We start from the raw sequence: 20031 nt of genomic DNA, 5'->3' as shown, positions 1-20031 counted from the left end.
AAGCCCCCGGTGAAAACCGGGGGCTTTTTCGTGAACGGGCGAAATTACTTCGCTTTACCCTGGTTCGCTACGGCCGCCGCTTTTGCTGCGATCTCGTCGGCGTTACCCAGGTAGTAACGTTTGGTTGGCTTGAAGTTCTCGTCGAACTCATACACCAACGGCACGCCGGTTGGGATGTTCAGCTCGAGGATTTCATCTTCGCTCAGGTTATCCAGGTATTTCACCAGCGCGCGCAGGGAGTTGCCGTGCGCCGCAACGATCACGCGCTCGCCGCTCTTGATGCGTGGCAGGATCTCTTCGTCCCAGTAAGGGATAACGCGATCGATGGTCAGCGCCAGGCTTTCGGTCAGCGGCAGCTCTTGCTCGGTCAGCGAAGCATAGCGCGGATCGTGGCCAGGGTAACGTTCGTCTTCTTTGGTCAGCTCAGGTGGGGTCACCGCGAAGCCGCGACGCCATTGTTTCACCTGCTCGTCGCCGTATTTTTCCGCGGTTTCCGCTTTGTTCAGACCCTGCAGCGCGCCGTAGTGACGTTCGTTCAGCTTCCAGGATTTTTCGGTTGGCAACCAGGCCTGATCCAGCTCGTCGAGGATGTTCCACAGGGTGTGGATCGCGCGCTTCAGTACGGAGGTGTAAGCGAAGTCGAAAGTGAAACCTTCTTCTTTCAACAGCTTGCCTGCTGCTTTCGCTTCGGTGCGGCCCTTGTCGGACAGATCAACATCATACCAACCGGTGAAGCGGTTTTCTTGGTTCCACTGGCTTTCGCCGTGACGCACCAGAACCAGCTTAGTTACAGCCATAGCTTAACTCCTTAATAATCTGACATTTCAATGATAACGAAAATCATTATATTGCCGCGGGCCGGGGCTCGGCAATCGATAGTGTCTAACCATAGCCAATTTCTTGCCGCAAAGTAAGGGCTGGCGAAAGGAAAAAGCTGAATCGTTCAGGCTGAGGCGGAAGGGGGAGAAACGGCACGTCGGAATCGCTCCGGACGCGCCGTGGCGTGGGGAAAATCAGGCCGATTTTTTCAGGCAGTTGCTCATGAAGGTTTTACGCGCGTCGCCCTTCAGATCCTTGGTCTTGGCGTCGGCATTGCAGCTTTTCATTTTCTGCTGCTGCGGCGTCAGGGTTTTGCCGGACGCAGCGGTGCCTTCGGACTTCAGGCAGGTGCTCATAAAGGTGGAGCGATCGGCGCCTTTCAGCGACTTGGTGGATGCCTGCTGGTTGCAATCGGTCATGCGTTTCTGTTGGGCCGCCTGCGCCGGCGAAGGCGTTTTCGTCGCCGTCGTCGCGTCGGCCGCCATCAGATTGGTGCTCAGCATTAAGCCCGCCAGCAATGGAAGTGCAGTAATCAGACGCATAGGTGTTCCTTCAGCTATTGATTGGCCGCCATCGGCCGAAAATTGTGACGTTGCACAAGGCGTTGTGCTTATCACGGTAGCCTGAGTGTAGTGCGCGCTTTGGAATAAGGGAAGGTGGGCGCCGGTGGGGGGATGGCGCTAAAAGGTAAGCATTTATAACAAATTGCCCCCGGCCGCACGGCGAGGGGCGTAGCGGGTCAGATAGGATAAAACTGATAATGCGTGGCGCTGCGGTAGCGGCTCCCCGGTTGCAGCCAACAGTCCGGCTGCGGCCACTCGGGATGGTGCGGGCTGTCCGGCAAAAACTCGCTCTCCAACGCCACGCCGGCATGGTTGGCGTAGCTGCCGCCATCGCGCGCCGGCGTGCCGGCCAGATAATTGCCGCTGTAGAGCTGCAGCGCAGGCGCGTCGGTGAACACGCTCATTTGCACTTGCCCGTCGGCGGACCACAAATGCGCCGCCGGGCTCTCCAGCGCCCCGCAGGTACGATGCAGCAGAAAGGCGTGATCGTAGCCTTGCACCCGCTGCTGGTCGCGATCGCGCAGGAAATCCTGCAGCAGCGTTTTCGGCTGGCGGAAATCCATGCCGCTGCCGTCCACCGGCGTCAGATCGGCGCAGGGAATGCCCTCGGCGTCGACAGGCAGGTAGCGATCGGCGAACAGCTGCAACCGTTGGGCGCGGGCGTCGGTGCCGGCGCCGTCCAGATTGAAATAGGCGTGGTTGGTCAGATTGACCGGGCAGGGGCGATCGACCTGCGCCAGATAGTTGATTTCCAGGCGATTATCCGAGGTCAGGCGGTAACAAACCTGCACGTCGAGATTGCCGGGGAAACCCTGATCGCCCTCCGCCGAATGCAGCGCATAGCAGACCTGCTGCGCATCATGCTGCACCCGGCGCCAGCGGCGGGCATGAAAACCGTCGGGGCCACCGTGCAGCTGATGGGCGCCCTGATTGGCGGCCAGCGCATGGGGTTTCCCGCCGATGGGCAGACTGGCGTTGGCGATGCGGTTGGCGTAACGGCCGACGGTGGCACCCAGATAGGCGCCCTGACGTGGGTAGTCCGCCGGGCTGTGGCAGCCCAGCAACAGCTCGCGCTTTTCACCGGATTTGAGCGGCAAGACGGCGGACAGCCAGGTGGCGCCCCAGTCCATCAGCGTCACCGTCATGCCGCCGGCGTTTTGCAGCAGTGTCAGCTGGTAAGGTTGCCCATCGGGCGCCGCTGCCGCGGTTGCCGTCAGCATGTACCGGCTCCCTGCGAAGCCTGGCAGACATAGAACGTTTCCTGCAATCCGCCGGTTTGCCGCGGATACTCGTGCGCCACGGCGGCACGCACCGTCTCCACGAGATCCTGCGGCATCAACGCGACGATGCAGCCGCCAAAGCCGCCGCCGGTCATGCGCACGCCACCGCGCGGGCCGATCGTCGCTTTGACGATCTCGACCAACCGATCGATCGGCGGTACGGTGATTTCAAAGTCATCGCGCATCGAGGCGTGGGATTCCGCCATCAGCCGGCCCATGCGCTGCAGGTCGCCGGCCGCCAGCGCGTCGGCCGCCGCCAGCGTGCGGGCGTTCTCGCTGATGACGTGCCGCGCGCGTTTGGCCACCAACGGATCCAACTGATGTTGACGCGCTGCAAACTGTTCGGGGCTGACGTCGCGCAGCGCCTTGACGCCGAAGAACCGCGCCGCTTCTTCGCACTGTGTGCGGCGGGTGTTGTACTCGCTGTCCACCAGCCCGCGTTGCACATTGGAGTTGATGATCACCACCGCGACGCTGCCCGGCATCGGCACCGCACGGGTCTCCAGCGAGCGGCAGTCGATCAGCAGAGCGCTGTCGCGCCGGCCGAGCGCGGAGATCAACTGGTCCATGATGCCGCAGTTACAGCCGACGAACTGGTTCTCCGCCTCCTGGCCGTTCAGCGCCAGCGCCACGCCGTCCAACGGCAGCTGATAGAGCGCCTGCAGCGCCTGGCCCACCGCCACCTCCAGCGCGGCGGAGGAGCTGAGCCCCGCCCCTTGCGGCACATTGCCGGCGATCACCAGATCCGCGCCGCCGAAGTCGGCGTTGCGGCGCTGAAGATGTTTCACCACGCCGCGCACATAGTCGGACCAGCGCTGATCGGGGTGGCTGACGATCGGCTCGTCGAGCGAGAATTGATCCTGCTGATTCTGATAATCGGCGGCCAGCACGCGGATCTGACGGTCGTCGCGCTTGGCGCAGGCGATGACGGTTTGGTAATCGATGGCGCAGGGCAGCACGAAGCCGTCGTTGTAATCGGTATGCTCGCCGATCAGGTTCACCCGCCCCGGCGCCTGGATGGTCAACGCCGGCGCGTAGCCGAAGTGTTCGGTAAACAGGGAATGGGTAAGCGGTTTCAGGCTCATGCTTGGGCTCCGGCTTCACGGTAATGTATATCGCTGACGGCGCGCAGACGCTCTGCGGCCTGTTCGGCGGTCAGATCGCGCTGGGTTTCCGCCAGCATCTCGTAACCGACCATAAACTTGCGCACGCTGGCTGAACGCAGCAGCGGCGGATAGAAATGAGCGTGCAGCTGCCAGTGCCGGTTGTCGGCACCGTTGAACGGCGCGCCGTGCCATCCCATCGAATAGGGGAAGGAACACTGGAACAGGTTGTCGTAGCGGCTGGTCAGCTTCTTCAGCGCCAGCGCCAGATCTTGGCTTTGCGCCGCGCTGAGATCGGTGATGCGCTGCACCGCCGCTTTCGGCAGCAGCAGCGTTTCAAACGGCCAGGCGGCCCAGTAGGGCACTACCGCCAACCAGTGTTCGGTGTTCACCACGATGCGTTCGCCTGCGGCCAGCTCGCGCTGCGCATAATCCAGCAGCAGCGGGGAGGCGTGTTCCCGAAAATAGTCGTGCTGCAGGCGATCTTCGCGTTCGGCCTCGTTCGGCAGAAAGCTGTTGGCCCAGACTTGCCCGTGCGGGTGCGGGTTGGAGCAGCCCATCGCCGCGCCTTTGTTTTCGAACAGCTGTACCCAGGGATAGTGCTTGCCCAGCTCAGCGGTTTGCGCCTGCCAGGCGGCGACCACCTGTTCCAGCGCCGGCAGCGCCAGTTCGGGCAGGGTCTTGCTGTGATCGGGAGAGAAGCAGATCACCCGGCTGACGCCGCGCGCGCTCTGGCTGCGCATCAGCGGATCCTGGCTATCGGGCGCCGGTGGCGTATCGCTCATCAGCGCGGCGAAATCGTTGGCGAAAACATAGGTACCGCGATAATCCGGATTGCGATCGCCGGTGACGCGCGCATTGCCCGGGCACAGGAAACAGTCGGGATCGTGCGTTGGCAGCGTTTCCGTCGGGACGGCTTCTTGTTGGCCCTGCCAGGGGCGCTTGGCGCGGTGCGGTGAAACCAGCACCCACTGGCCGCTGAGCGGGTTGTAGCGGCGGTGCGGATGATCGATAGGGTTAAATTCCGTCATACAGTTCCTTTCTAGGCGCCGACGAAAGTGTAATCGCTTCCAATTACCGTCTTGAGACGCCCGTTGCTGAACAGGGAGAGGCTATTGCGCAGAAAGATAGCACGCCCGCGGCGGTAAAAAGGTGATCTAACGCGAAAAGTGGAATCGTTTACACTTCATTGAAAAGCGCAGGAAGGGCGAAGAAAAGCGGGCGACAACGTGATTGAGGGCATTGCGGTGAGGTGCCGGTGATAGCGTTTTCACCCGACCAGCCGGCAGAGAGGGGGCTCTCTGCCGGCTTCAGCCGTTAAGAATGCTGGTACAGCGGATAGGTGAAGAACAGCAGATGGGTCAGATTAAGCCCGAAATGGAACAGAATCGGCACCCACAGACGGCCGCTCCACATCCACGCCAGGCCGTAGATCACCCCGGCGAGGGTCGCGAAGATCACCATCAGCGTACCGCCCGCCAGATGCGCGGCGCCGAATACCAGGGAGGCGACGATCAGCGCCGGCCAAGCGCCCAGCCACTGGCTGAGACGCTGTTGCAGGTAGCCGCGAAACAGAGCTTCTTCGGCCATGCAGACGAAGAACAGGTTTGCCATCACGAACGGCAGGATCCAGGCGGGCGCATGCAACTCGATTTTTAAGCCGCCCAGCGCGACGGCCAGCAGCAACAGCGCCGGCACGGCCAGCAGCAGCGCAATCCAGCCCGTTTTGCCGGCGTTGCCGCCGCGTTCGGCGGAAAACAGCGTGGGCAAGCAGGCGAACAGCAGGAAGGGCACCATCGCCTTATCGAAGTTGTAATACATGGTGAACGGCGCGCTGAGCGGGCCGGCTTTTTCGCCGTCGATCATCAGCTGATTGTGGATGCCCGGCACCAGGTGCAAGAACAGCGCCACGCAGCCGGCGACCACCAGCCCTTCGAGCGCAATCGCCAGATTGCGTTGCGCGCGAAAATGGTGGCGCAGCCCCGCCAGTGCCACGATGGCCAACAGGCAACCCAGGCTGAGCGGCGTCAATACCCCATGATAAAGCCCCATGCCCGCCGAGGCGGCCAGGATCACCCAGGCTATCAGCCGGTTAAACGGCAAGAAAAATAACGAAGCAGCCAGTACGCCCCACATAATATGTCCCTTTAAATATGTACACGGCGCTCAGCGCCTTTGCGGCGTGCGATGATGGCGAAATTGAGCGCTAGAGCGGATAGTAGCACACCAAGATGACGCTAAAGGTCGGGGCAGTGATGCATTTGTGCATGATGCCGGCCCACACGACCGGCGGCGATGAGGGTTAGCCTTTCATCCATGCCTGCGAACGGGTGATTTCGGCCAGGTTTTGCAAGGTATCGAGGCTTTGCTGGTGGATCTCCTGCGTGGGGGCCGCGCACAGGTCTTGCAGCACGGTCACCTGGAAACCGGCGTCATGCGCCTGACGCGCAGTGCTCTCGATGGCGAGCGGCGTGCTGACGCCCGCCAGCAGCAGATGGTGGCACCGATGTTGCCGCAGCCAGGCTAACAAATTGTTACCGGAGAAAGCGCTGACTGCCGTTTTTTCAAATTGCAGATCGGTCTCTTCCTGATGCAGTTCGGGCATCCAGCGGCAGCCCGGGCCGTTTAACCGCAGCGCGCCGATCTGCTTGAGATGGTTGAACAGCGGCGAATGGGGCGGAATGTCATGATAATCGTCAGCGAATCCCACCCGCACCCAAATCACCGGGATTTTTCGCACCCGGGCATAGGCCGCGGCGGCATTGACGTTGGCGAGCAGGTGGGTCGCCGCCACCTGTTCGTGGCAGTGGTTGGCGCGCCCTTTGGGCCCAATCAGATCTTCGATCAGGTCGATGATAATCAACGCAGCGGACATGGCGTCTCCAGAAATGGCCTTCTTCCTTTCTATGATAAAAGGCCAAATGTGATGTGCTGCGGTGAAGTGTTGCCGGATATGTTTACGCCGCGTTTCAGGCGGAGGCCGCAGCCAGCCGCTGATGTTGGTAGCCGTAGCCGCCCTCGCCGTCGGGCACGAAGCTGAGGCGGTGAGTGATGCACTGCGGCGCATCTTCGGCATGGTGCGAGACGAACAGCAGCTGGGTAGCGCCCTGGCCGATCAGCACGTCGATGAAGCGGCGCACCAGCTGGCGATTGAGCGGATCCAGCCCCTGCAGCGGCTCGTCGAGGATCAGCAGCGCCGGGTGTTTCACCAGCGCGCGGGCGATCAGCGCCAGCCGCTGTTGGCCCCAGGAAAGGCTGTGGAACGGGGCGTCACCGCGCGCGCCGTTGACCCCGAGCAGCGCCAGCCATTGCTCTGTCAGCTGCCGCTGACGATCCGAAACCGCCTGATAAATGCCGATCGAATCGAAAAACCCTGACATCACCACGTTGCGCACGCTGGTGTTGACGCGATAATCCAGATGCAGGCTGCTGCTGACGTAGCCGATATGGCGTTTGATTTCCCAGATGGTTTCCCCGCTGCCGCGGCGGCGGCCGAATAGCGTCAGATCGTTGCTGTAGCCCTGTGGATGATCGCCGGTGATCAAGCTGAGCAATGTGGATTTGCCGGCGCCGTTCGGGCCGACGATCTGCCAGTGTTCGCCGGGATTTACCTGCCAGTCGAGGTGATTGAGGATCGGCCGATCGTTATAGCTGACCACGCCGTCACGCAGGACGATCAGCGGCCGATCCGCCGGCAGGGCTACTTTTTGCGTCGGATCCTCGGTTTCCGGCAGCGCCAGCCCGTTGAGATTTTCGCTGTGCGCCAGCTGCGCCACCAGCGCGTCCGCCATCACCTGGCTGCGCGGCCCGCGGCTGGTCAGGGTGCAGTCCGCCAGCACGCCCACCCGTCGGACAAAATCCGGGATTTCGTCGAACCGGTTGAGCACCAGCACCACGGTTTGGCCCTGGGCGGAAAGCTCGCTCAGCAACGCGGCGAGCTGCGCGCGTGAGTGCACGTCCAGCCCGTCGAAGGGTTCGTCGAGGATCAGCAGGTCGGGCTCGGGCATCAGCGCCCGGCACAGCAGGGTCTTGCGCGTTTCGCCGGTGGAGAGGTATTTGAAGCGGCGCGTCAGCAGGGCGGTGATGCCGAACTGTGCGGCCAGCCGCTCACAGCGCGCGGCGTCTTTCACCTCTTCCTGAATGATCTCAGCCGCGGTGCGGCCGGTGTCGTCTTCGTCCGCGCTGAGCAGATCGGTGTTGTTGCGTTGCCACTCGTCGCTGACCATTTTTTGCAGCTGTTCGAAGGAGATGCGCACCGCGTGCTGAAAGTCGCTGCGGCGCTCGCCGCCGAGCAGAACCAGTTCGTCGGCCAGCGCCCGCGCCAGGGCGGATTTGCCGCTGCCGTTGGCGCCGACGAAGGCCCAGCTGTCGCCGGCCTGGATTTCCAGCGCGTCCAGCGTCAGGGTACGGGTATCGCTTAAGCGGAATGAACCTTGCGAAATGTGCAACGACGACATCACCTGTTCCTTTTTTTGCAATTATTTGCCTTAGAAATAGGCGCATTGCAGGGGGATGTCAATCAACAAAAATGCAACGTTACGTTGCGCTTAACACAACGTGGCGACAATCACGTGGTCGGCGTTGAACAGGGCGTGTACGGCGGCGCCGACGCTCAGTTGCAGACGCTGCAGCTCCGCCGTCGTCAGCGTGGCGCACAGGGTTTCGCCCCCCGCCAGCGTCACCAGCACCTCGCTGTGTTCGGCGCCTGGCTGAATGCCGGCCACCACGCCCGCCAGCGCGTTATCCGCGCCGGCATGTTCCGCCGTCTCGACGCTTAACCGCACCCAGGGCGCCTTGATCAGCGCCAGCACCTCTTTGCCCGGCGTCAGCTGCAGCCGGTCGGCGCTTTGCTGGGTAATGGCCGCCGTCAGGCGAGTGCTGCCGTCGTTCAATAAAATCGCCAGGTGCTGCTGCACCTGCTGATGATCGCGTTCGATGACGGTACCGAAGAATTGATTGCGCGCGCTGGTTTGCAGCGAGAAGCGCGAGATGGCCGCCAGCAGGCTGTCGAGCGGCAGATCGTCCTGCTGCAACACGTCGAAGGCCTTTTGCTGCACCTGACCCAGCAGGTCATACAGTTGGATCAGCCGCTGGCCATAGCGCGTCAGCTGTGCGCCGCCGCCGCCTTTCCCGCCGGTGGCGCGGTCCACCACCGTTTGTTCCGCCAGCTGGTTCATCTCATTGATGGCATCCCAGGCGCTTTTGTAGCTGATGCCCGCCAGCTTGGCGCCCTGGCTGATGGAGCCGGTGTGCTGCACCTGTTTCAGCAGCGCGATGCGGCGCGGATCGGCGAACAGCTTTTGCTGGAGTTTGAGAGTCAGAAGAATTTCGGCCTGCATAGCGCATCCTGTCGGCGGCAAAAATCTTATTGTCGCCGATTTGGCGGCAAAGCGCCAAACGCAGTGCGCTGGAGAGTGGGGTAATAAAGACTGGTATTGCTTTGTTGTTATAATATAACATAACAGAAAAACGATAAGGCTTTACGCCGGCTGCGGCCGGTTTTTATTTCACCACAGGGATGCTCCACATGAGTACGACACGCCGGCGCTTTCGCGCGCCCAGAAAATCTTTATGCCTGGCCGCCGCCTGGGTCGGTGGTGCACTGACGGCGCCGCTGGCTTTCGCCGCCGACTGCGATAAAGCCCGCAATGCCACGGGATGCGAAGAACATCTCACCGTGGAGGCGGCAGCCCCCGCCGGGCGCTACGATGCGTTGAACGCCGTGAGCCGCAGCGCGTCACAGCTCGGGCTGACCGCTCGGGAGACGCCGCGCAGCATCGATATCATCAGCGCGCGGGCGATCCAACAGCGGGGCGATCGCTCGCTGGCCGCCGCCGTCGAGCACGCCACCGGCCTGTCCGGCGTCGCTTCGCCAACGTTATCCAACAACTTTTCCGCGCGCGGTTTCCGGCCGATCGCCTGGCTGTATAACGGCGTAGAAATGCCCGGCAGCACGCTGCAGCTGGGCGATCCGGCGCATTACGACAGCATCGAGATACTGCGCGGGCCGGGATCGGCGCTGAACGGCCTGAGCGCCGCGGGCGGCAGCGTCAACCTGATCTCGCGGCGGCCGACCTTCAGCCGCCAGCCGTTCGAGCTCGATTATGGCCTCGGCAGCTACCGCAGCCAGCGCTTGCATCTGGGAGCCGGCGGCGCGCTGGTGGACGATGCGGTGGCGTATCGGCTGGACGTCAGCGGCAACGACAGCGGCAGCAACGTGCAGGACGAGCGCGATCGGCAGAAGCGGATTTCCGGCTCGCTGCTGTTTAAGCTGACCGACGATGCGCTGTTGACGCTGAGCCTGGACCGCATGCTCAACCGCACCAACAACCCTTACTACGGCACGCCGCTGCTGGATGGGCGCATTGCCGGCGAGCTGCGCGACATCAATTACAACAACCTGACCGACAGCCGCATCCAGAGCAACGCCACCGCATTTCAGGCCAGTCTGGACTGGTTTATGACGCCTGAAGTGGAGTGGCATAACCAATTCTATTACTACAGCGGCTTTCGCGAATGGCGCAACGTCGAGCGTTTCCGCGTCGCGGCGGCGGCCCGGCCCGGCGACGTCAACCGCGACTCTTTCGGCGCCTTGGCGCACGACGACGATCTGATCGGCAACCGCAGTTCGCTGGTGTTCGATCGCGCCATTGCCGGTTTCGATAACCGGTTGCTGGTCGGCTTCGATCTGAGCAAGCGGCATTTTCAGTACTACTCCAACGGTTTCCCCGGTTCCGAAGACGTGCCGCTCGGCGCGCCGCCCAGAGAGCCGTTCGCGCAGGGCACCGATCGCCAACGCGCGCCGGTGCGCCACGTCACCCAGAATCAGTACGCCGCCTTTCTTGAAGATCGCTTCAGCCTGACCGAGCGTTTAGCGTTGCTGGGCCAGTTGCGCTACAACCATATGGACATGGACTGGCGCTTCCAGGGGCCGCAGGAAGAGAGCCGCGCGCACACCTATGTTTTCAGCACCTGGAGCCTGGGCCCCAGCTATGCATTGACCGATAACCTCACGCTCTACGCCAACTACACCACCGGCCAGGAGCCGGGCAACGATCTGTTCTTCCTCAGCCCGACGCAGACCGATCTGCCGCTGACGCGAGCGCGCCAGTGGGAGGCCGGTGCCAAAGGGCAATTTTGGGGTAACAAGGGCGAGGCGACGCTGGCGCTGTACGAACTGCGCAAGGACAACCTGTTTGTGCCCGACGCGCAGCGGCCGGATGCGTTGAACGCGGTAGGCAGGCAGACGTCGCGCGGCATCGAGCTTGGCGTGGTGCTGCGTCCCGACGAGCGCTGGGAACTGGCCGGCAACGCCGCCTACACGCACGCCCGCTACGACGACTATCGCGGCGGTAGCCCGCTGCGCAGTTACAACGGCAATCGCCCGGCCTATATCCCGGACTGGACCGCCAACCTCAGCGTGCATTATCAGGCGACGGAACGTTTGGGGCTGGCTTCTTCGCTGCGCTACGTCGGCAGCAGTTACAACGACGATGCCAACCGGCGCAAGATGCGCGCGTACACCACGCTTGATCTGGCGGCGGACTATCAGCTGACGCCGATCGTCGATGTCGGTTTCCGCATTCGCAACGCCACCAACCAGCTGTACGCCTATCAGCGCACCTACCCGGATCAGGCGCTGATTGCGCCGCCGCGCAGCTATGAAACCTTCGTGTCGGTCAGGTTCTGACGGCGTGAAACGTTCGCTTTACCTGTTGTTGTGCGTCCTGGGATTGGGCTGGGGCGCGCCGCTGCGTGCCGATGCCGTCAGCCTGCACAATTGCGGGGTAACGCGCGATTACCCGCAGCCGCCGCAGCGGGTGCTGGTTTACGCCAACCCGGCGCTGGAAAACCTGCTGGCGCTGGGGCTGGCCGGCCGTGCGATCGGCGTGGTCGGGTATGACCGCGCGCGCGATCCCACGCCGACGGCGCCGGCCGAGGCGCTGCGGGTGCCAGCCAGCCCGGCGCCGCCCACGGCGGAAGCGTTGCTGCTGATGCGGCCGGATTTTGTCTATTCGGCCAGCTATTACTGGCTGTACAGCCCGGAAACGCCCGATCGGGCGCGGCTGGCGGAATGGGGCATCGGCACTTATCTCTCTCCCGGCGCCTGCAGCGGCCAGCAAAGCGCGATCGCCGCCGCGCTGACGTTCGAAGACATTTTCACCGAGCTGCGGGAGCTGGCGCGTATCTTCAACGTCAGCCGCGCCGGTGAAGCGCTGATCGAACGGCTGCGCGGGCAGTTGAGGGCGCTTGAGCCGCAGCGCGCACAGCTGCCGCATTGGCGGCTGCTGTGGTGGTATGCCGGCGCGCAGACGCCCTATGTGGCCGGCTGCTGCGGCGCGCCAGGCTTGCTGAGCCGCAGCGTCGGCAGTGAGAACCTGTTCGGCGATCTGCCCGAGCTGTGGCCGACGGTGTCCTGGGAGATTATTGCCGCGCGCGATCCGGATGCGATCGTGCTTGGCGATCTGCCGCGCGGCGGCTTCGGGGACAGCGCGGCCGACAAGATCGCCTTTCTGGAGCATCACCCGCTGACCGCGACGCTGCGCGCCGTGCGTCAGCGGCGCTACGTGATCCTCCCCGGTTACGACATGGACCCTTCCGCCCGCACCGTGGCGGCGCTGGGCCGTTTGATTCGGGGCCTGGCGGCCTTGTCGCCGCAGGCTCCGACGCTTTCCAACAAGGAACCTTGATATGACTGCCGTTTCATTCTCTTCGCTGCTGGACTCCTGGGATCGCCAGCAGGCGGCCTACATCGCCGAACGCGAAGCGCGTTTTAACGCCCAGCTGGACGTGCTGGCGCTGGCCGTCGGCCAGGATTTTCACGTGCTGGATCTGGCCTGTGGCCCGGGATCGCTGAGCCTGCGTATTTTGCAGCGCTTTCCGCAGGCCAGGGTGACCGCCATCGATCTCGATCCGCTGCTGCTGGCGGTGGCGCGCGGCGCGCTGGCGGAGTATGGCGATCGGATCCGTATCCTGCAGGCCGATCTGGCGGATCCGGCCTGTTTTTCCGTGCTGTCCGGCCCCACGCCGCAGGCGGCGGTGTCCAGCACGGCGCTGCACTGGCTGATGCCGGAGCAGCAGCTGGCATTGTACCGTAACGTCGCCGGGCTGCTGGCCGCCGGCGGCGTATTCCTCAATGCCGATCATCAGCGCTGTGATCACCGTCAGCCGAGGTTGAAAGCGTTGGCGGAGCGGCACGACGAGCAGACCCAACAGCGTGCCTGGGACTGCGGCGTTGAGGATTGGGATCGTTGGTTCGCCGGCGCGCTGCAATCGCCGGCCTTGGCCGCTTATCAGGCCGAGCGCGAAGCGCTGTTCGCCGGCCGGCCGGTACCGCCGCCGACGCCGGTGGATTTCCAGCTCGCGGCCCTCAGACAGGCCGGTTTCAGCGAGGTGGGGACGGTATGGCAGCTGTTGGACGACTATGTGATTGCAGGCTGGAAATAGCATGAGCCGGCGGTTACTGCCCGGCCGTGAGGCCGGCTGGTTGTTGCTGCTGGCGGCGGCGCTGCCGCTGGCCCTGCTGGGCGCCACCTTGTCGGGGCCCGCGCCGATCGCGTGGCGCATTGTACTCGGCGTCAGCGGCGGCGCAGCGTCCGATGCCGAGGTGTATCAGCGCATCATCTGGTCGCTGCGGATGCCGCGCGCGCTGTTGGCGGCGCTGGCCGGCGCCGGGCTGGCGTTGGCGGGCACCGTGCTGCAGTCGCTGACCCGCAACCCGCTGGCCGATCCCTGGGTGCTGGGGATCTCCTCCGGCGCCGGCGTGGGGGCGGTGACGGTGTTGGTGTTGGGGCTGGGAGGCGGCCTGCTGTCGGTGTCCGGCGGGGCGTTTATCGGCGCGCTGGGAGCGTTTGCGTTGGTGATGCTGCTGGCCGGGCGTTCGCTGCAGGGGGAGTCCACGCTGTTTATTCTGGCCGGGGTGGCGGTGACGCAGCTGCTCTCCGCGCTGACTTCACTGATCACCCTCTGGCAGGCGGACGCCAACGCCACGCGCGGCGTGATGTTCTGGCTGCTGGGATCGTTCAGCGACGCGCGCTGGCCGCAGGTCGGGCTGTGCGGGCTGGCGCTGGCGGCGGTGCTGCTGCTTTGTTGGCTGCGGGCGGGCGAACTGGACGCGCTGGCGTTTGGCGGCGTGACCGCCGCTTCGCTGGGGGTGGCGGTGGCTCCGCTGAAGCTGCTGCTGTATGTGGCGACCACCGCGCTGACGGCGGCGATCGTCGCGTTCAGCGGCGCGGTGGGGTTTATCGGGCTGACGGTGCCGCACGTCGCCCGGCGGCTGGTCGGTTCGCGCCATCGGCTGCTGTTGCCGGCCAGCGCGCTGTGCGGCGCCCTGTTCGCCGTGGCGGCGGACACGCTGGCCAGAACGCTGTTTGCCCCGCGCGAGCTGCCGGTCGGGGTGCTGACCGCACTGCTGGGGGTGCCGGTATTCCTGCTGTTGCTGTATCGGAAGGTCAATGCATGACGATTGAAAAAGCGCGATCCGGCCTGTGCGCCGAGGCGGTGAGCTGGCGAGCGGGCGCACGCACGGTGCTGGAAAATCTCAGTTTCTGCGCCTTGCCCGGTGAGGTCACCGGCGTGCTCGGCGTCAACGGCAGCGGTAAATCCACGTTGCTCAAGCTGCTGGCCGGGCTGCAGCCCGCCGCCGGGGGCCGCGTTTGGCTGGAAGGGCGCGAAATTACCGCGTTTTCCGGGCGGGAGCGCGCCAGGCGCATCGCCTTTCTCGAGCAATCCGCCCCCGGCGCCTTCGCGCTGCCGGTGAAGGAGGCGGTGCTGCTGGGGCGCCTGGCCCATACCGGCCGCTGGCGCGGTTTCGGCGCCGAGGATCGCCGCCTCGCCGGGCAGGCGATGGAGCAAGTGGGCATCAGCCACCTGGCCGATCGCGATTGTCAGCGGCTGTCCGGCGGCGAACGGCAGCGGGTGCATCTGGCGCGCGCGCTGGCGCAGCAAACGCCGTGGCTGCTGCTGGACGAGCCCGCCAATCATCTGGATATCGCCCATCAACAGCAGTTTATGGCCTTGCTGCGGCGGCTGAAACTCAGCGTGGTGGTGACGCTGCACGATCTTAATCTGGCGGCCTGTTATTGCGATCGGATCGCGCTGCTGCAGCGGGGCGGGATCTGTGCGGCGGGCGCGCCGCGGCAGGCGCTGACGCCGGAGAACATTCGCGCGGTATACGGTGTGGAGGCCAGGCTGGCGGCGCCCGCCGGCTATGCGCCGCCGTTGATCTATTACCCCGCGCCGGGATGAGGGCGGCTGAAAGGGCACGTTTGGCCGATCACAATTTCGCCTCGCTGGCTAAAATAACTCCGTTTTATCGATTTTTTTGGGTTAGAATAACCGGATATGCGGTGAAAGGTATTTGCCGCTCAATGGGCAGTTAAGCGAGGCTATCATGTTGGAATTATTGAAAAGTCTGTTGTTCGCCGTGGTGATGGTGCCGGTGGTGATGGCGCTCATTCTCGGCCTGATCTACGGTTTTGGCGAAGTGTTCAACGTCTTCTCCAAAGTGGGCCGTTCGAAAGAAAACCGCACCCAGCACTGACCGTTCCCCATCCCGATACCCGCCGGCATTCCCCGGCGGGCATTCCTCAAGTTATCTCACGCTTTGCCGATAAACCGCATGACAAGCTTTCGCGCAACGTTATATTATTTTTTATATAACGAAGAGTGATAATGCACGTTAACTTGCGGAGAAAAACAATGAAACAGCAATGGACCAAATGGGTTGGCGGGATCGTTCTGGCATCGGGCCTGGTGGCTCAGGCTTCGGCGGCGGAAAAGATCACCGTGTTCGCTGCCGCGTCGCTGACCAACGCGCTGCAGGACATCGCCACCCAATATCAAAAAGGCAAGGACGTGCAGGTGGTTTCCTCCTTTGCGTCGTCCTCGACGCTGGCGCGCCAAATTGAGCAGGGCGCTCCGGCCGATCTGTTTATCTCCGCCGATCAGCAGTGGATGGATTACGCCATCGACAAGCAGCAGATGGTGAAAGACACCCGTTACACGCTGCTGGGCAACGAACTGGTGCTGATCGCCGCCAAGAGCGATAAGCAAGACAAGATCGCCATCGACAAGCAGACCGACTGGGCCAAGCTGCTCAACGGCGGCCGCCTGGCGGTGGGCGATCCGGATCATGTGCCGGCCGGCATCTACGCTAAGGAAGCGCTGGAACACCTGGGCGCCTGGAGCGCATTGGAGCCGAAACTGGCACGCGCCAACAATGTGCGCAGCGCCATGGCGCTGGTGGAGCGCGGTGAAGCGCCGCTCGGCATCGTCTACGGCTCCGACGCGGTCGCCAGCGACAAGGTGAAAGTGGTGGGCGTGTTCCCGGAAGACAGCCACAAACCGGTTGAATATCCGATGGCGATGGTGAAAGATCGTCAAAAACCGACGGTCAGCGCTTTCTATACCTATCTGAAGAGCCCGGAAGCGGCCGCTATTTTCGAACATTATGGATTCACCCCGCGTAAATGATTCTGAGTGAGTACGAGTGGCAGGCGGTTGAGCTGAGCCTGAAAGTCTCCGGTTTGGCGGTGGTCTGCAGCCTGCCGTTCGGCATTCTGATGGCCTGGGTGCTGGTGCGTTGCCGCTTCCCCGGCAAGGCGCTGCTGGACGGCGTCATTCACCTGCCGCTGGTGCTGCCGCCGGTGGTGGTCGGCTATTTGCTGCTGATCGCCATGGGGCGGCGCGGCGTTATCGGCGAGTGGCTGTACGACTGGTTTGGTTTCAGCTTCAGTTTCAGCTGGCGCGGCGCCGCGCTGGCATCGGCGGTGGTGGCGTTTCCACTGATGGTGCGCGCCATCCGGCTGGCGCTGGAGGCGGTGGATACCCGGCTGGAGCAGGCGGCGCGCACGCTGGGCGCCAATCCGTGGCGGGTGTTTTTCACCATCACGCTGCCGCTGTCGCTGCCCGGCGTCATTGTCGGCGTGGTGCTGGCCTTCGCCCGTTCGCTGGGGGAGTTTGGCGCCACCATCACCTTCGTCTCCAACATTCCCGGTGAAACCCGCACCATTCCGCTGGCGATGTATACGCTGATTGAAACGCCGGGGGCGGAGGCCGCTGCCGCGCGTCTGTGCGTGATCGCCATCGTGCTGTCGCTGGCTTCGCTGATGGTGTCCGAATGGCTGGCCCGCTGGGGCCGCAAACGGATGGGGGTGTAAATGCTGGAGCTGGATTTCTCGCAGCAGCTGGGCGACCTCAATCTCAACGTCCGCGCCGATTTGCCGGCGCAGGGCATCACCGCGATTTTCGGCCTGTCCGGCGCGGGCAAAACTTCATTGATCAACGCCATCGGCGGCCTGACCCGCCTGCAGCAGGGGCGTATCGCGCTCAATGGCCGCACGCTGGCGGATACCGCCACCGGCCTCTGCCTGCCGCCGGAAAAGCGCCGTATCGGCTATGTGTTTCAGGATGCGCGCCTGTTCCCGCACTATCGGGTGCGCGGCAACCTGCAGTACGGCATGGCGGCCGGCATGCGCGCGCAGTTCAACACCATCGTCGAGCTGCTGGGCATCGGGCCGCTGCTTAATCGGCTGCCCCTGACGCTCTCCGGCGGTGAAAAACAGCGGGTGGCGATCGGCCGCGCGCTGCTGACGGCGCCGGAACTGCTGCTGATGGACGAACCGCTGGCCTCGCTCGATCTGCCGCGCAAACGCGAGCTGCTGCCGTATCTGGAGCGGTTGGCGCAGGACGTGAACATTCCCATCCTCTATGTCAGCCATAGCCTGGACGAGATCCTGCGCCTGGCCGAGCAGGTGATGGTGCTGGATCGCGGCGAAGTGCGTGCGTTCGGCGGGCTGGAAGACGTCTGGGCCAGCAGCGCGCTGCGGCCGTGGCTGCAGCGTGAAGATCAGAGCAGCGTGCTGCGCGTCAGCGTGATTGAGCATCATCAACGTTATGCCATGACCGCGCTGGCGCTTGGCGATCAAAGGCTGTGGGTCAGCGGCCTCGACGCCGAACTGGGCACCCAGCTGCGCATTCGCATCAACGCCGCCGACGTCTCGCTGGTGCTGCAGCCGCCGGTCAACAGCAGTATTCGCAACGTCTTGCCGGCCAAGGTGAGCGAGTGTCTGGACGTGGACGGGCAGGTGGAAGTGAAGCTGGCGGTCGGGGAACACGTGCTGTGGGCGCGCATCACGCCCTGGGCGCGCGATGAACTGGCGATCCGCCCCGGGCAGTGGCTGTATGCGCAGGTGAAGAGCGTGTCTATCAGCCGCGAGAGCCGCTAAGACAGGCCCTCCCGGCGGGAGGGCGAAAAGATTACAGCACGCGGGTGCGGATCACCTCGGCGATGCCCGGCTGCAGGTTATCGGCGATCACCAGATCGGCGCGTTCCTTGATGGCGTCATCGGCATTGCCCATCGCCACGCCCAACCCGACCGCTTCCAGCATGCTGATGTCGTTGTAGTTGTCGCCGAACGCCACCACCTGATCCATGCTCAGCCCCTGCGACTCTACCCATTGACGCAGGCGTTTGCCTTTGCTGTTGCCGCCTTTGGCGATATCCACCTGATCGTGCCAGGACCATTCGCACGCCAACCCCAGCTCTTTCTCCACCGTGTCGGCAAACTCGCGCAGCGCGGGGATATCGGCATGCGAGGTGGCGAATTTCCAGATCGCCTGCGCGTCGTCGGCCGCCTGCGTCAGGCTGCCGACCTGCAGCAGCGTCGGGCGCTGCGCCGCCGGCAGGGTTTCGGCCCAGGCCAGCGAGCGAATCACATGGCCGCTCGGTTCCTGATACAGCATGGCGTCGTCAACGTACATCAGCCCGTGAATGTCGGTCTGTTTGAGCATCTGCAGCACCTGTTTGGCCTGCTCCTTCGCCAAGGGATCGGCGGCCAGCACCTTTTTCTGCTGAAAATCATACAGGTAGGTGCCGTTACAGCAGATGGCCGGGGTATCTATCTGCAGCGCCTGGTAAAACGGATGGATGGCGACGTGGTGGCGGCCGGTGACCACCACCACCTGGACGCCGGCGGCGCGCGCCTGCGCCAGCGCTTCCAGCGACTGCGGTAAGATGCGTTTTTGGTTGTCCAACAGGGTGCCGTCAAGATCGAGGGCGATGACGCGGTAGCTCATAGGGTTCTCGTTATCGTTAGCCATAAAATTAATCCGATGGTACACCGGATAGCCTATGGAGAAAACCGCGTGAGCTTCCGGTGCTAAGCAGGGTTGCCATGCGACGGATGTGCGGTAAGCTAGGGGCAAGCGAACGGCCTGAAACCGGTTCCTCTTTTACCCTTTGCAAGGAGAACACATGAAGCAAATCGTTTATGTCGCCAGCCCGGAGAGCCAGCAGATCCACGTCTGGCAGTTGGACGACGCCGGCGCGCTGGCGCTGCTGCAAACCGTTGACGTGCCGGGCCAGGTGCAGCCGATGACCCTTCATCCGGACAAGACTCACCTGTACGTCGGCGTGCGTCCGGCATTCGGTATCGTCAGCTATCGCATCGAGGCGGATGGCACGTTGCAGCAGGCCGGCATGGCGCCGCTGCCGGGCAGCCCGACCCATATCTCGACCGATTTGCAGGGGCGTTACCTGTTCTCCGCTTCCTACAGCGGCAACTGCGCCAGCATCAGCCCGATCGGCCACGACGGCGTGGTCACGGCGCCGATCCAACAGATCGACGGCCTGAACGCGCCGCACTCGGCGAACATCGATCCGACCAACCAGCTGGTGCTGGTGCCGTGTCTGAAAGAAGACCGCATCCGTCTGTTTAACCTGAGCCTGGCGGGCCAGCTGACGCCGCACGCGCAGGACGCGGTGGATATCGCCGCCGGCGCCGGCCCGCGCCATATGGCGTTCCACCACAACGACAAGTTCGCCTACTGCGTCAATGAGCTGAACGGCACGGTAGACGTGCTGGCCATTTCGGAAAACGGCGGCAAATACAGTGTGACGCAGACGCTGGACATCATGCCGAGCGATTTCGACGGCACCCGCTGGGCGGCGGACATTCATATCACGCCGAACGGCCGCTTCCTGTATACCAGCGATCGCACCGCCAGCATTCTGACCCTCTTCAGCGTTTCCGAAGACGGCGGCACGCTGAGCGTGGCCGGCTATTATCCGACCGAAACGCAGCCGCGCGGTTTCAATATCGATCACAGCGGCCGCTTCGTGATTTCGTCCGGCCAGAAGTCCGATCACATCGCGGTGCATGAAATTGACCAGAGCAGCGGCGAGCTGACCATGCTGGCGCGTTATCCGGTGGGCAAGGGCCCGATGTGGGTGAGCGTGCTGGCGAAGTAATTCGTCAGCCAGAC

General features: G+C 63.5%; 20 protein-coding genes. 10 read left to right on the top strand and 10 right to left on the bottom strand.

Annotation, left to right across the window (positions count from 1 at the left end; translation table 11 throughout):
• Positions 1–44: 44 nt before the first annotated feature.
• From gpmA to modE, 9 genes are all read right to left on the bottom strand, one after another.
• On the bottom strand, positions 45–797 hold the full coding sequence (gene gpmA / locus ACMGF9_RS17365; protein ID WP_004939834.1) for a 2,3-diphosphoglycerate-dependent phosphoglycerate mutase: 753 nt from the start codon (positions 795–797) through the stop codon (positions 45–47).
• 216 nt (positions 798–1013) lie between these two features.
• Positions 1014–1361 carry a PsiF family protein gene (locus tag ACMGF9_RS17360; protein WP_033633898.1) on the bottom strand — a complete coding sequence of 116 codons (348 nt, stop codon included), beginning with the start codon at positions 1359–1361 and terminating at the stop codon, positions 1014–1016.
• Between the two features lie 197 nt (positions 1362–1558).
• Positions 1559–2602 (bottom strand): galactose-1-epimerase, encoded by a 1044-nt coding sequence (galM, locus tag ACMGF9_RS17355; protein ID WP_033633897.1) that lies wholly within the window; start codon positions 2600–2602, stop codon positions 1559–1561.
• On the bottom strand, positions 2596–3747 hold the full coding sequence (gene galK / locus ACMGF9_RS17350) for a galactokinase (RefSeq protein ID WP_033633895.1): 1152 nt from the start codon (positions 3745–3747) through the stop codon (positions 2596–2598). Before galK ends, galM begins: the two co-directional genes overlap by 7 nt.
• Complete coding sequence (gene galT / locus ACMGF9_RS17345; RefSeq protein WP_049278102.1) at positions 3744–4796, bottom strand: galactose-1-phosphate uridylyltransferase; 1053 nt, start codon at positions 4794–4796, stop codon at positions 3744–3746. Before galT ends, galK begins: the two co-directional genes overlap by 4 nt.
• Before the next feature lie 286 nt (positions 4797–5082).
• Positions 5083–5901 carry a CPBP family intramembrane glutamic endopeptidase gene (locus ACMGF9_RS17340; protein ID WP_015376993.1) on the bottom strand — a complete coding sequence of 273 codons (819 nt, stop codon included), beginning with the start codon at positions 5899–5901 and terminating at the stop codon, positions 5083–5085.
• A gap of 166 nt (positions 5902–6067) precedes the next feature.
• Positions 6068–6640, bottom strand: coding sequence for a cysteine hydrolase family protein (locus tag ACMGF9_RS17335; RefSeq protein WP_015376994.1), 573 nt, complete (start codon positions 6638–6640; stop codon positions 6068–6070).
• 94 nt (positions 6641–6734) lie between these two features.
• Entirely contained in the window at positions 6735–8222 is a 1488-nt protein-coding gene (gene modF / locus ACMGF9_RS17330; RefSeq protein ID WP_176325942.1) for a molybdate ABC transporter ATP-binding protein ModF, read from the bottom strand.
• Between the two features lie 90 nt (positions 8223–8312).
• Positions 8313–9104, bottom strand: coding sequence for a molybdenum-dependent transcriptional regulator (gene modE / locus ACMGF9_RS17325; protein ID WP_015376996.1), 792 nt, complete (start codon positions 9102–9104; stop codon positions 8313–8315).
• Between the two features lie 188 nt (positions 9105–9292).
• On the opposite strand from modE, the gene ACMGF9_RS17320 reads away from it, so the two are divergent.
• From ACMGF9_RS17320 to modC, 9 genes are all read left to right on the top strand, one after another.
• On the top strand, positions 9293–11455 hold the full coding sequence (locus ACMGF9_RS17320; protein ID WP_414160341.1) for a TonB-dependent siderophore receptor: 2163 nt from the start codon (positions 9293–9295) through the stop codon (positions 11453–11455).
• 4 nt (positions 11456–11459) lie between these two features.
• Positions 11460–12455: an ABC transporter substrate-binding protein gene (locus tag ACMGF9_RS17315; RefSeq protein ID WP_414160340.1), complete on the top strand. Its 996-nt coding sequence runs from the start codon at positions 11460–11462 to the stop codon at positions 12453–12455.
• A gap of 1 nt (position 12456) precedes the next feature.
• On the top strand, positions 12457–13212 hold the full coding sequence (locus tag ACMGF9_RS17310) for a class I SAM-dependent methyltransferase (RefSeq protein WP_021505417.1): 756 nt from the start codon (positions 12457–12459) through the stop codon (positions 13210–13212).
• 1 nt (position 13213) lies between these two features.
• Positions 13214–14227: a FecCD family ABC transporter permease gene (locus ACMGF9_RS17305; RefSeq protein WP_118892352.1), complete on the top strand. Its 1014-nt coding sequence runs from the start codon at positions 13214–13216 to the stop codon at positions 14225–14227.
• On the top strand, positions 14224–15012 hold the full coding sequence (locus tag ACMGF9_RS17300; RefSeq protein ID WP_118892351.1) for an ABC transporter ATP-binding protein: 789 nt from the start codon (positions 14224–14226) through the stop codon (positions 15010–15012). The genes ACMGF9_RS17305 and ACMGF9_RS17300 overlap by 4 nt, the downstream gene beginning before the upstream one ends.
• A 145-nt stretch (positions 15013–15157) precedes the next feature.
• Positions 15158–15307: an AcrZ family multidrug efflux pump-associated protein gene (locus ACMGF9_RS17295; RefSeq protein ID WP_004939813.1), complete on the top strand. Its 150-nt coding sequence runs from the start codon at positions 15158–15160 to the stop codon at positions 15305–15307.
• Between the two features lie 158 nt (positions 15308–15465).
• Positions 15466–16239, top strand: coding sequence for a molybdate ABC transporter substrate-binding protein (modA, locus tag ACMGF9_RS17290; RefSeq protein ID WP_414160339.1), 774 nt, complete (start codon positions 15466–15468; stop codon positions 16237–16239).
• The gene (gene modB / locus ACMGF9_RS17285; protein WP_015377003.1) at positions 16236–16925 is read left to right on the top strand and encodes a molybdate ABC transporter permease subunit; all 690 of its coding nucleotides are present in this window, start codon (positions 16236–16238) and stop codon (positions 16923–16925) included. Before modA ends, modB begins: the two co-directional genes overlap by 4 nt.
• On the top strand, positions 16926–17993 hold the full coding sequence (modC, locus tag ACMGF9_RS17280; protein ID WP_075685565.1) for a molybdenum ABC transporter ATP-binding protein ModC: 1068 nt from the start codon (positions 16926–16928) through the stop codon (positions 17991–17993). It begins immediately after the preceding gene.
• 31 nt (positions 17994–18024) lie between these two features.
• On the opposite strand, the gene ACMGF9_RS17275 is transcribed toward modC, so the two are convergent.
• Entirely contained in the window at positions 18025–18843 is an 819-nt protein-coding gene (locus ACMGF9_RS17275; protein ID WP_004939809.1) for a pyridoxal phosphatase, read from the bottom strand.
• Positions 18844–19021: 178 nt separating this feature from the next.
• Here ACMGF9_RS17275 and pgl point away from each other — a divergent pair, with 178 nt between their 5' ends.
• Positions 19022–20017, top strand: coding sequence for a 6-phosphogluconolactonase (pgl, locus tag ACMGF9_RS17270; RefSeq protein WP_015377007.1), 996 nt, complete (start codon positions 19022–19024; stop codon positions 20015–20017).
• The last annotated feature ends 14 nt before the right edge of the window (positions 20018–20031 follow it).

The organism is Serratia sp. BNK-23, assembly GCF_047456145.1.
Lineage (GTDB): Bacteria > Pseudomonadota > Gammaproteobacteria > Enterobacterales > Enterobacteriaceae > Serratia > Serratia nematodiphila.
Note: the sequence above shows the minus strand (reverse complement) of the source record. Positions and strands in the feature narration are given on the sequence as shown.

Bases quoted from the DNA above. Each gene is read 5' to 3' on its own strand.
- gpmA (WP_004939834.1), bottom strand. From the start codon at position 797: ATGGCTGTAACTAAGCTGGTTCTGGTGCGTCACGGCGAAAGCCAGTGG.
- ACMGF9_RS17360 (WP_033633898.1), bottom strand. From the start codon at position 1,361: ATGCGTCTGATTACTGCACTTCCATTGCTGGCGGGCTTAATGCTGAGC.
- galM (WP_033633897.1), bottom strand. From the start codon at position 2,602: ATGCTGACGGCAACCGCGGCAGCGGCGCCCGATGGGCAACCTTACCAG.
- galK (WP_033633895.1), bottom strand. From the start codon at position 3,747: ATGAGCCTGAAACCGCTTACCCATTCCCTGTTTACCGAACACTTCGGC.
- galT (WP_049278102.1), bottom strand. From the start codon at position 4,796: ATGACGGAATTTAACCCTATCGATCATCCGCACCGCCGCTACAACCCG.
- ACMGF9_RS17340 (WP_015376993.1), bottom strand. From the start codon at position 5,901: ATGTGGGGCGTACTGGCTGCTTCGTTATTTTTCTTGCCGTTTAACCGG.
- ACMGF9_RS17335 (WP_015376994.1), bottom strand. From the start codon at position 6,640: ATGTCCGCTGCGTTGATTATCATCGACCTGATCGAAGATCTGATTGGG.
- modF (WP_176325942.1), bottom strand. From the start codon at position 8,222: ATGTCGTCGTTGCACATTTCGCAAGGTTCATTCCGCTTAAGCGATACC.
- modE (WP_015376996.1), bottom strand. From the start codon at position 9,104: ATGCAGGCCGAAATTCTTCTGACTCTCAAACTCCAGCAAAAGCTGTTC.
- ACMGF9_RS17320 (WP_414160341.1), top strand. From the start codon at position 9,293: ATGAGTACGACACGCCGGCGCTTTCGCGCGCCCAGAAAATCTTTATGC.
- ACMGF9_RS17310 (WP_021505417.1), top strand. From the start codon at position 12,457: ATGACTGCCGTTTCATTCTCTTCGCTGCTGGACTCCTGGGATCGCCAG.
- ACMGF9_RS17305 (WP_118892352.1), top strand. From the start codon at position 13,214: ATGAGCCGGCGGTTACTGCCCGGCCGTGAGGCCGGCTGGTTGTTGCTG.
- ACMGF9_RS17300 (WP_118892351.1), top strand. From the start codon at position 14,224: ATGACGATTGAAAAAGCGCGATCCGGCCTGTGCGCCGAGGCGGTGAGC.
- ACMGF9_RS17295 (WP_004939813.1), top strand. From the start codon at position 15,158: ATGTTGGAATTATTGAAAAGTCTGTTGTTCGCCGTGGTGATGGTGCCG.
- modA (WP_414160339.1), top strand. From the start codon at position 15,466: ATGAAACAGCAATGGACCAAATGGGTTGGCGGGATCGTTCTGGCATCG.
- modB (WP_015377003.1), top strand. From the start codon at position 16,236: ATGATTCTGAGTGAGTACGAGTGGCAGGCGGTTGAGCTGAGCCTGAAA.
- modC (WP_075685565.1), top strand. From the start codon at position 16,926: ATGCTGGAGCTGGATTTCTCGCAGCAGCTGGGCGACCTCAATCTCAAC.
- ACMGF9_RS17275 (WP_004939809.1), bottom strand. From the start codon at position 18,843: ATGAGCTACCGCGTCATCGCCCTCGATCTTGACGGCACCCTGTTGGAC.
- pgl (WP_015377007.1), top strand. From the start codon at position 19,022: ATGAAGCAAATCGTTTATGTCGCCAGCCCGGAGAGCCAGCAGATCCAC.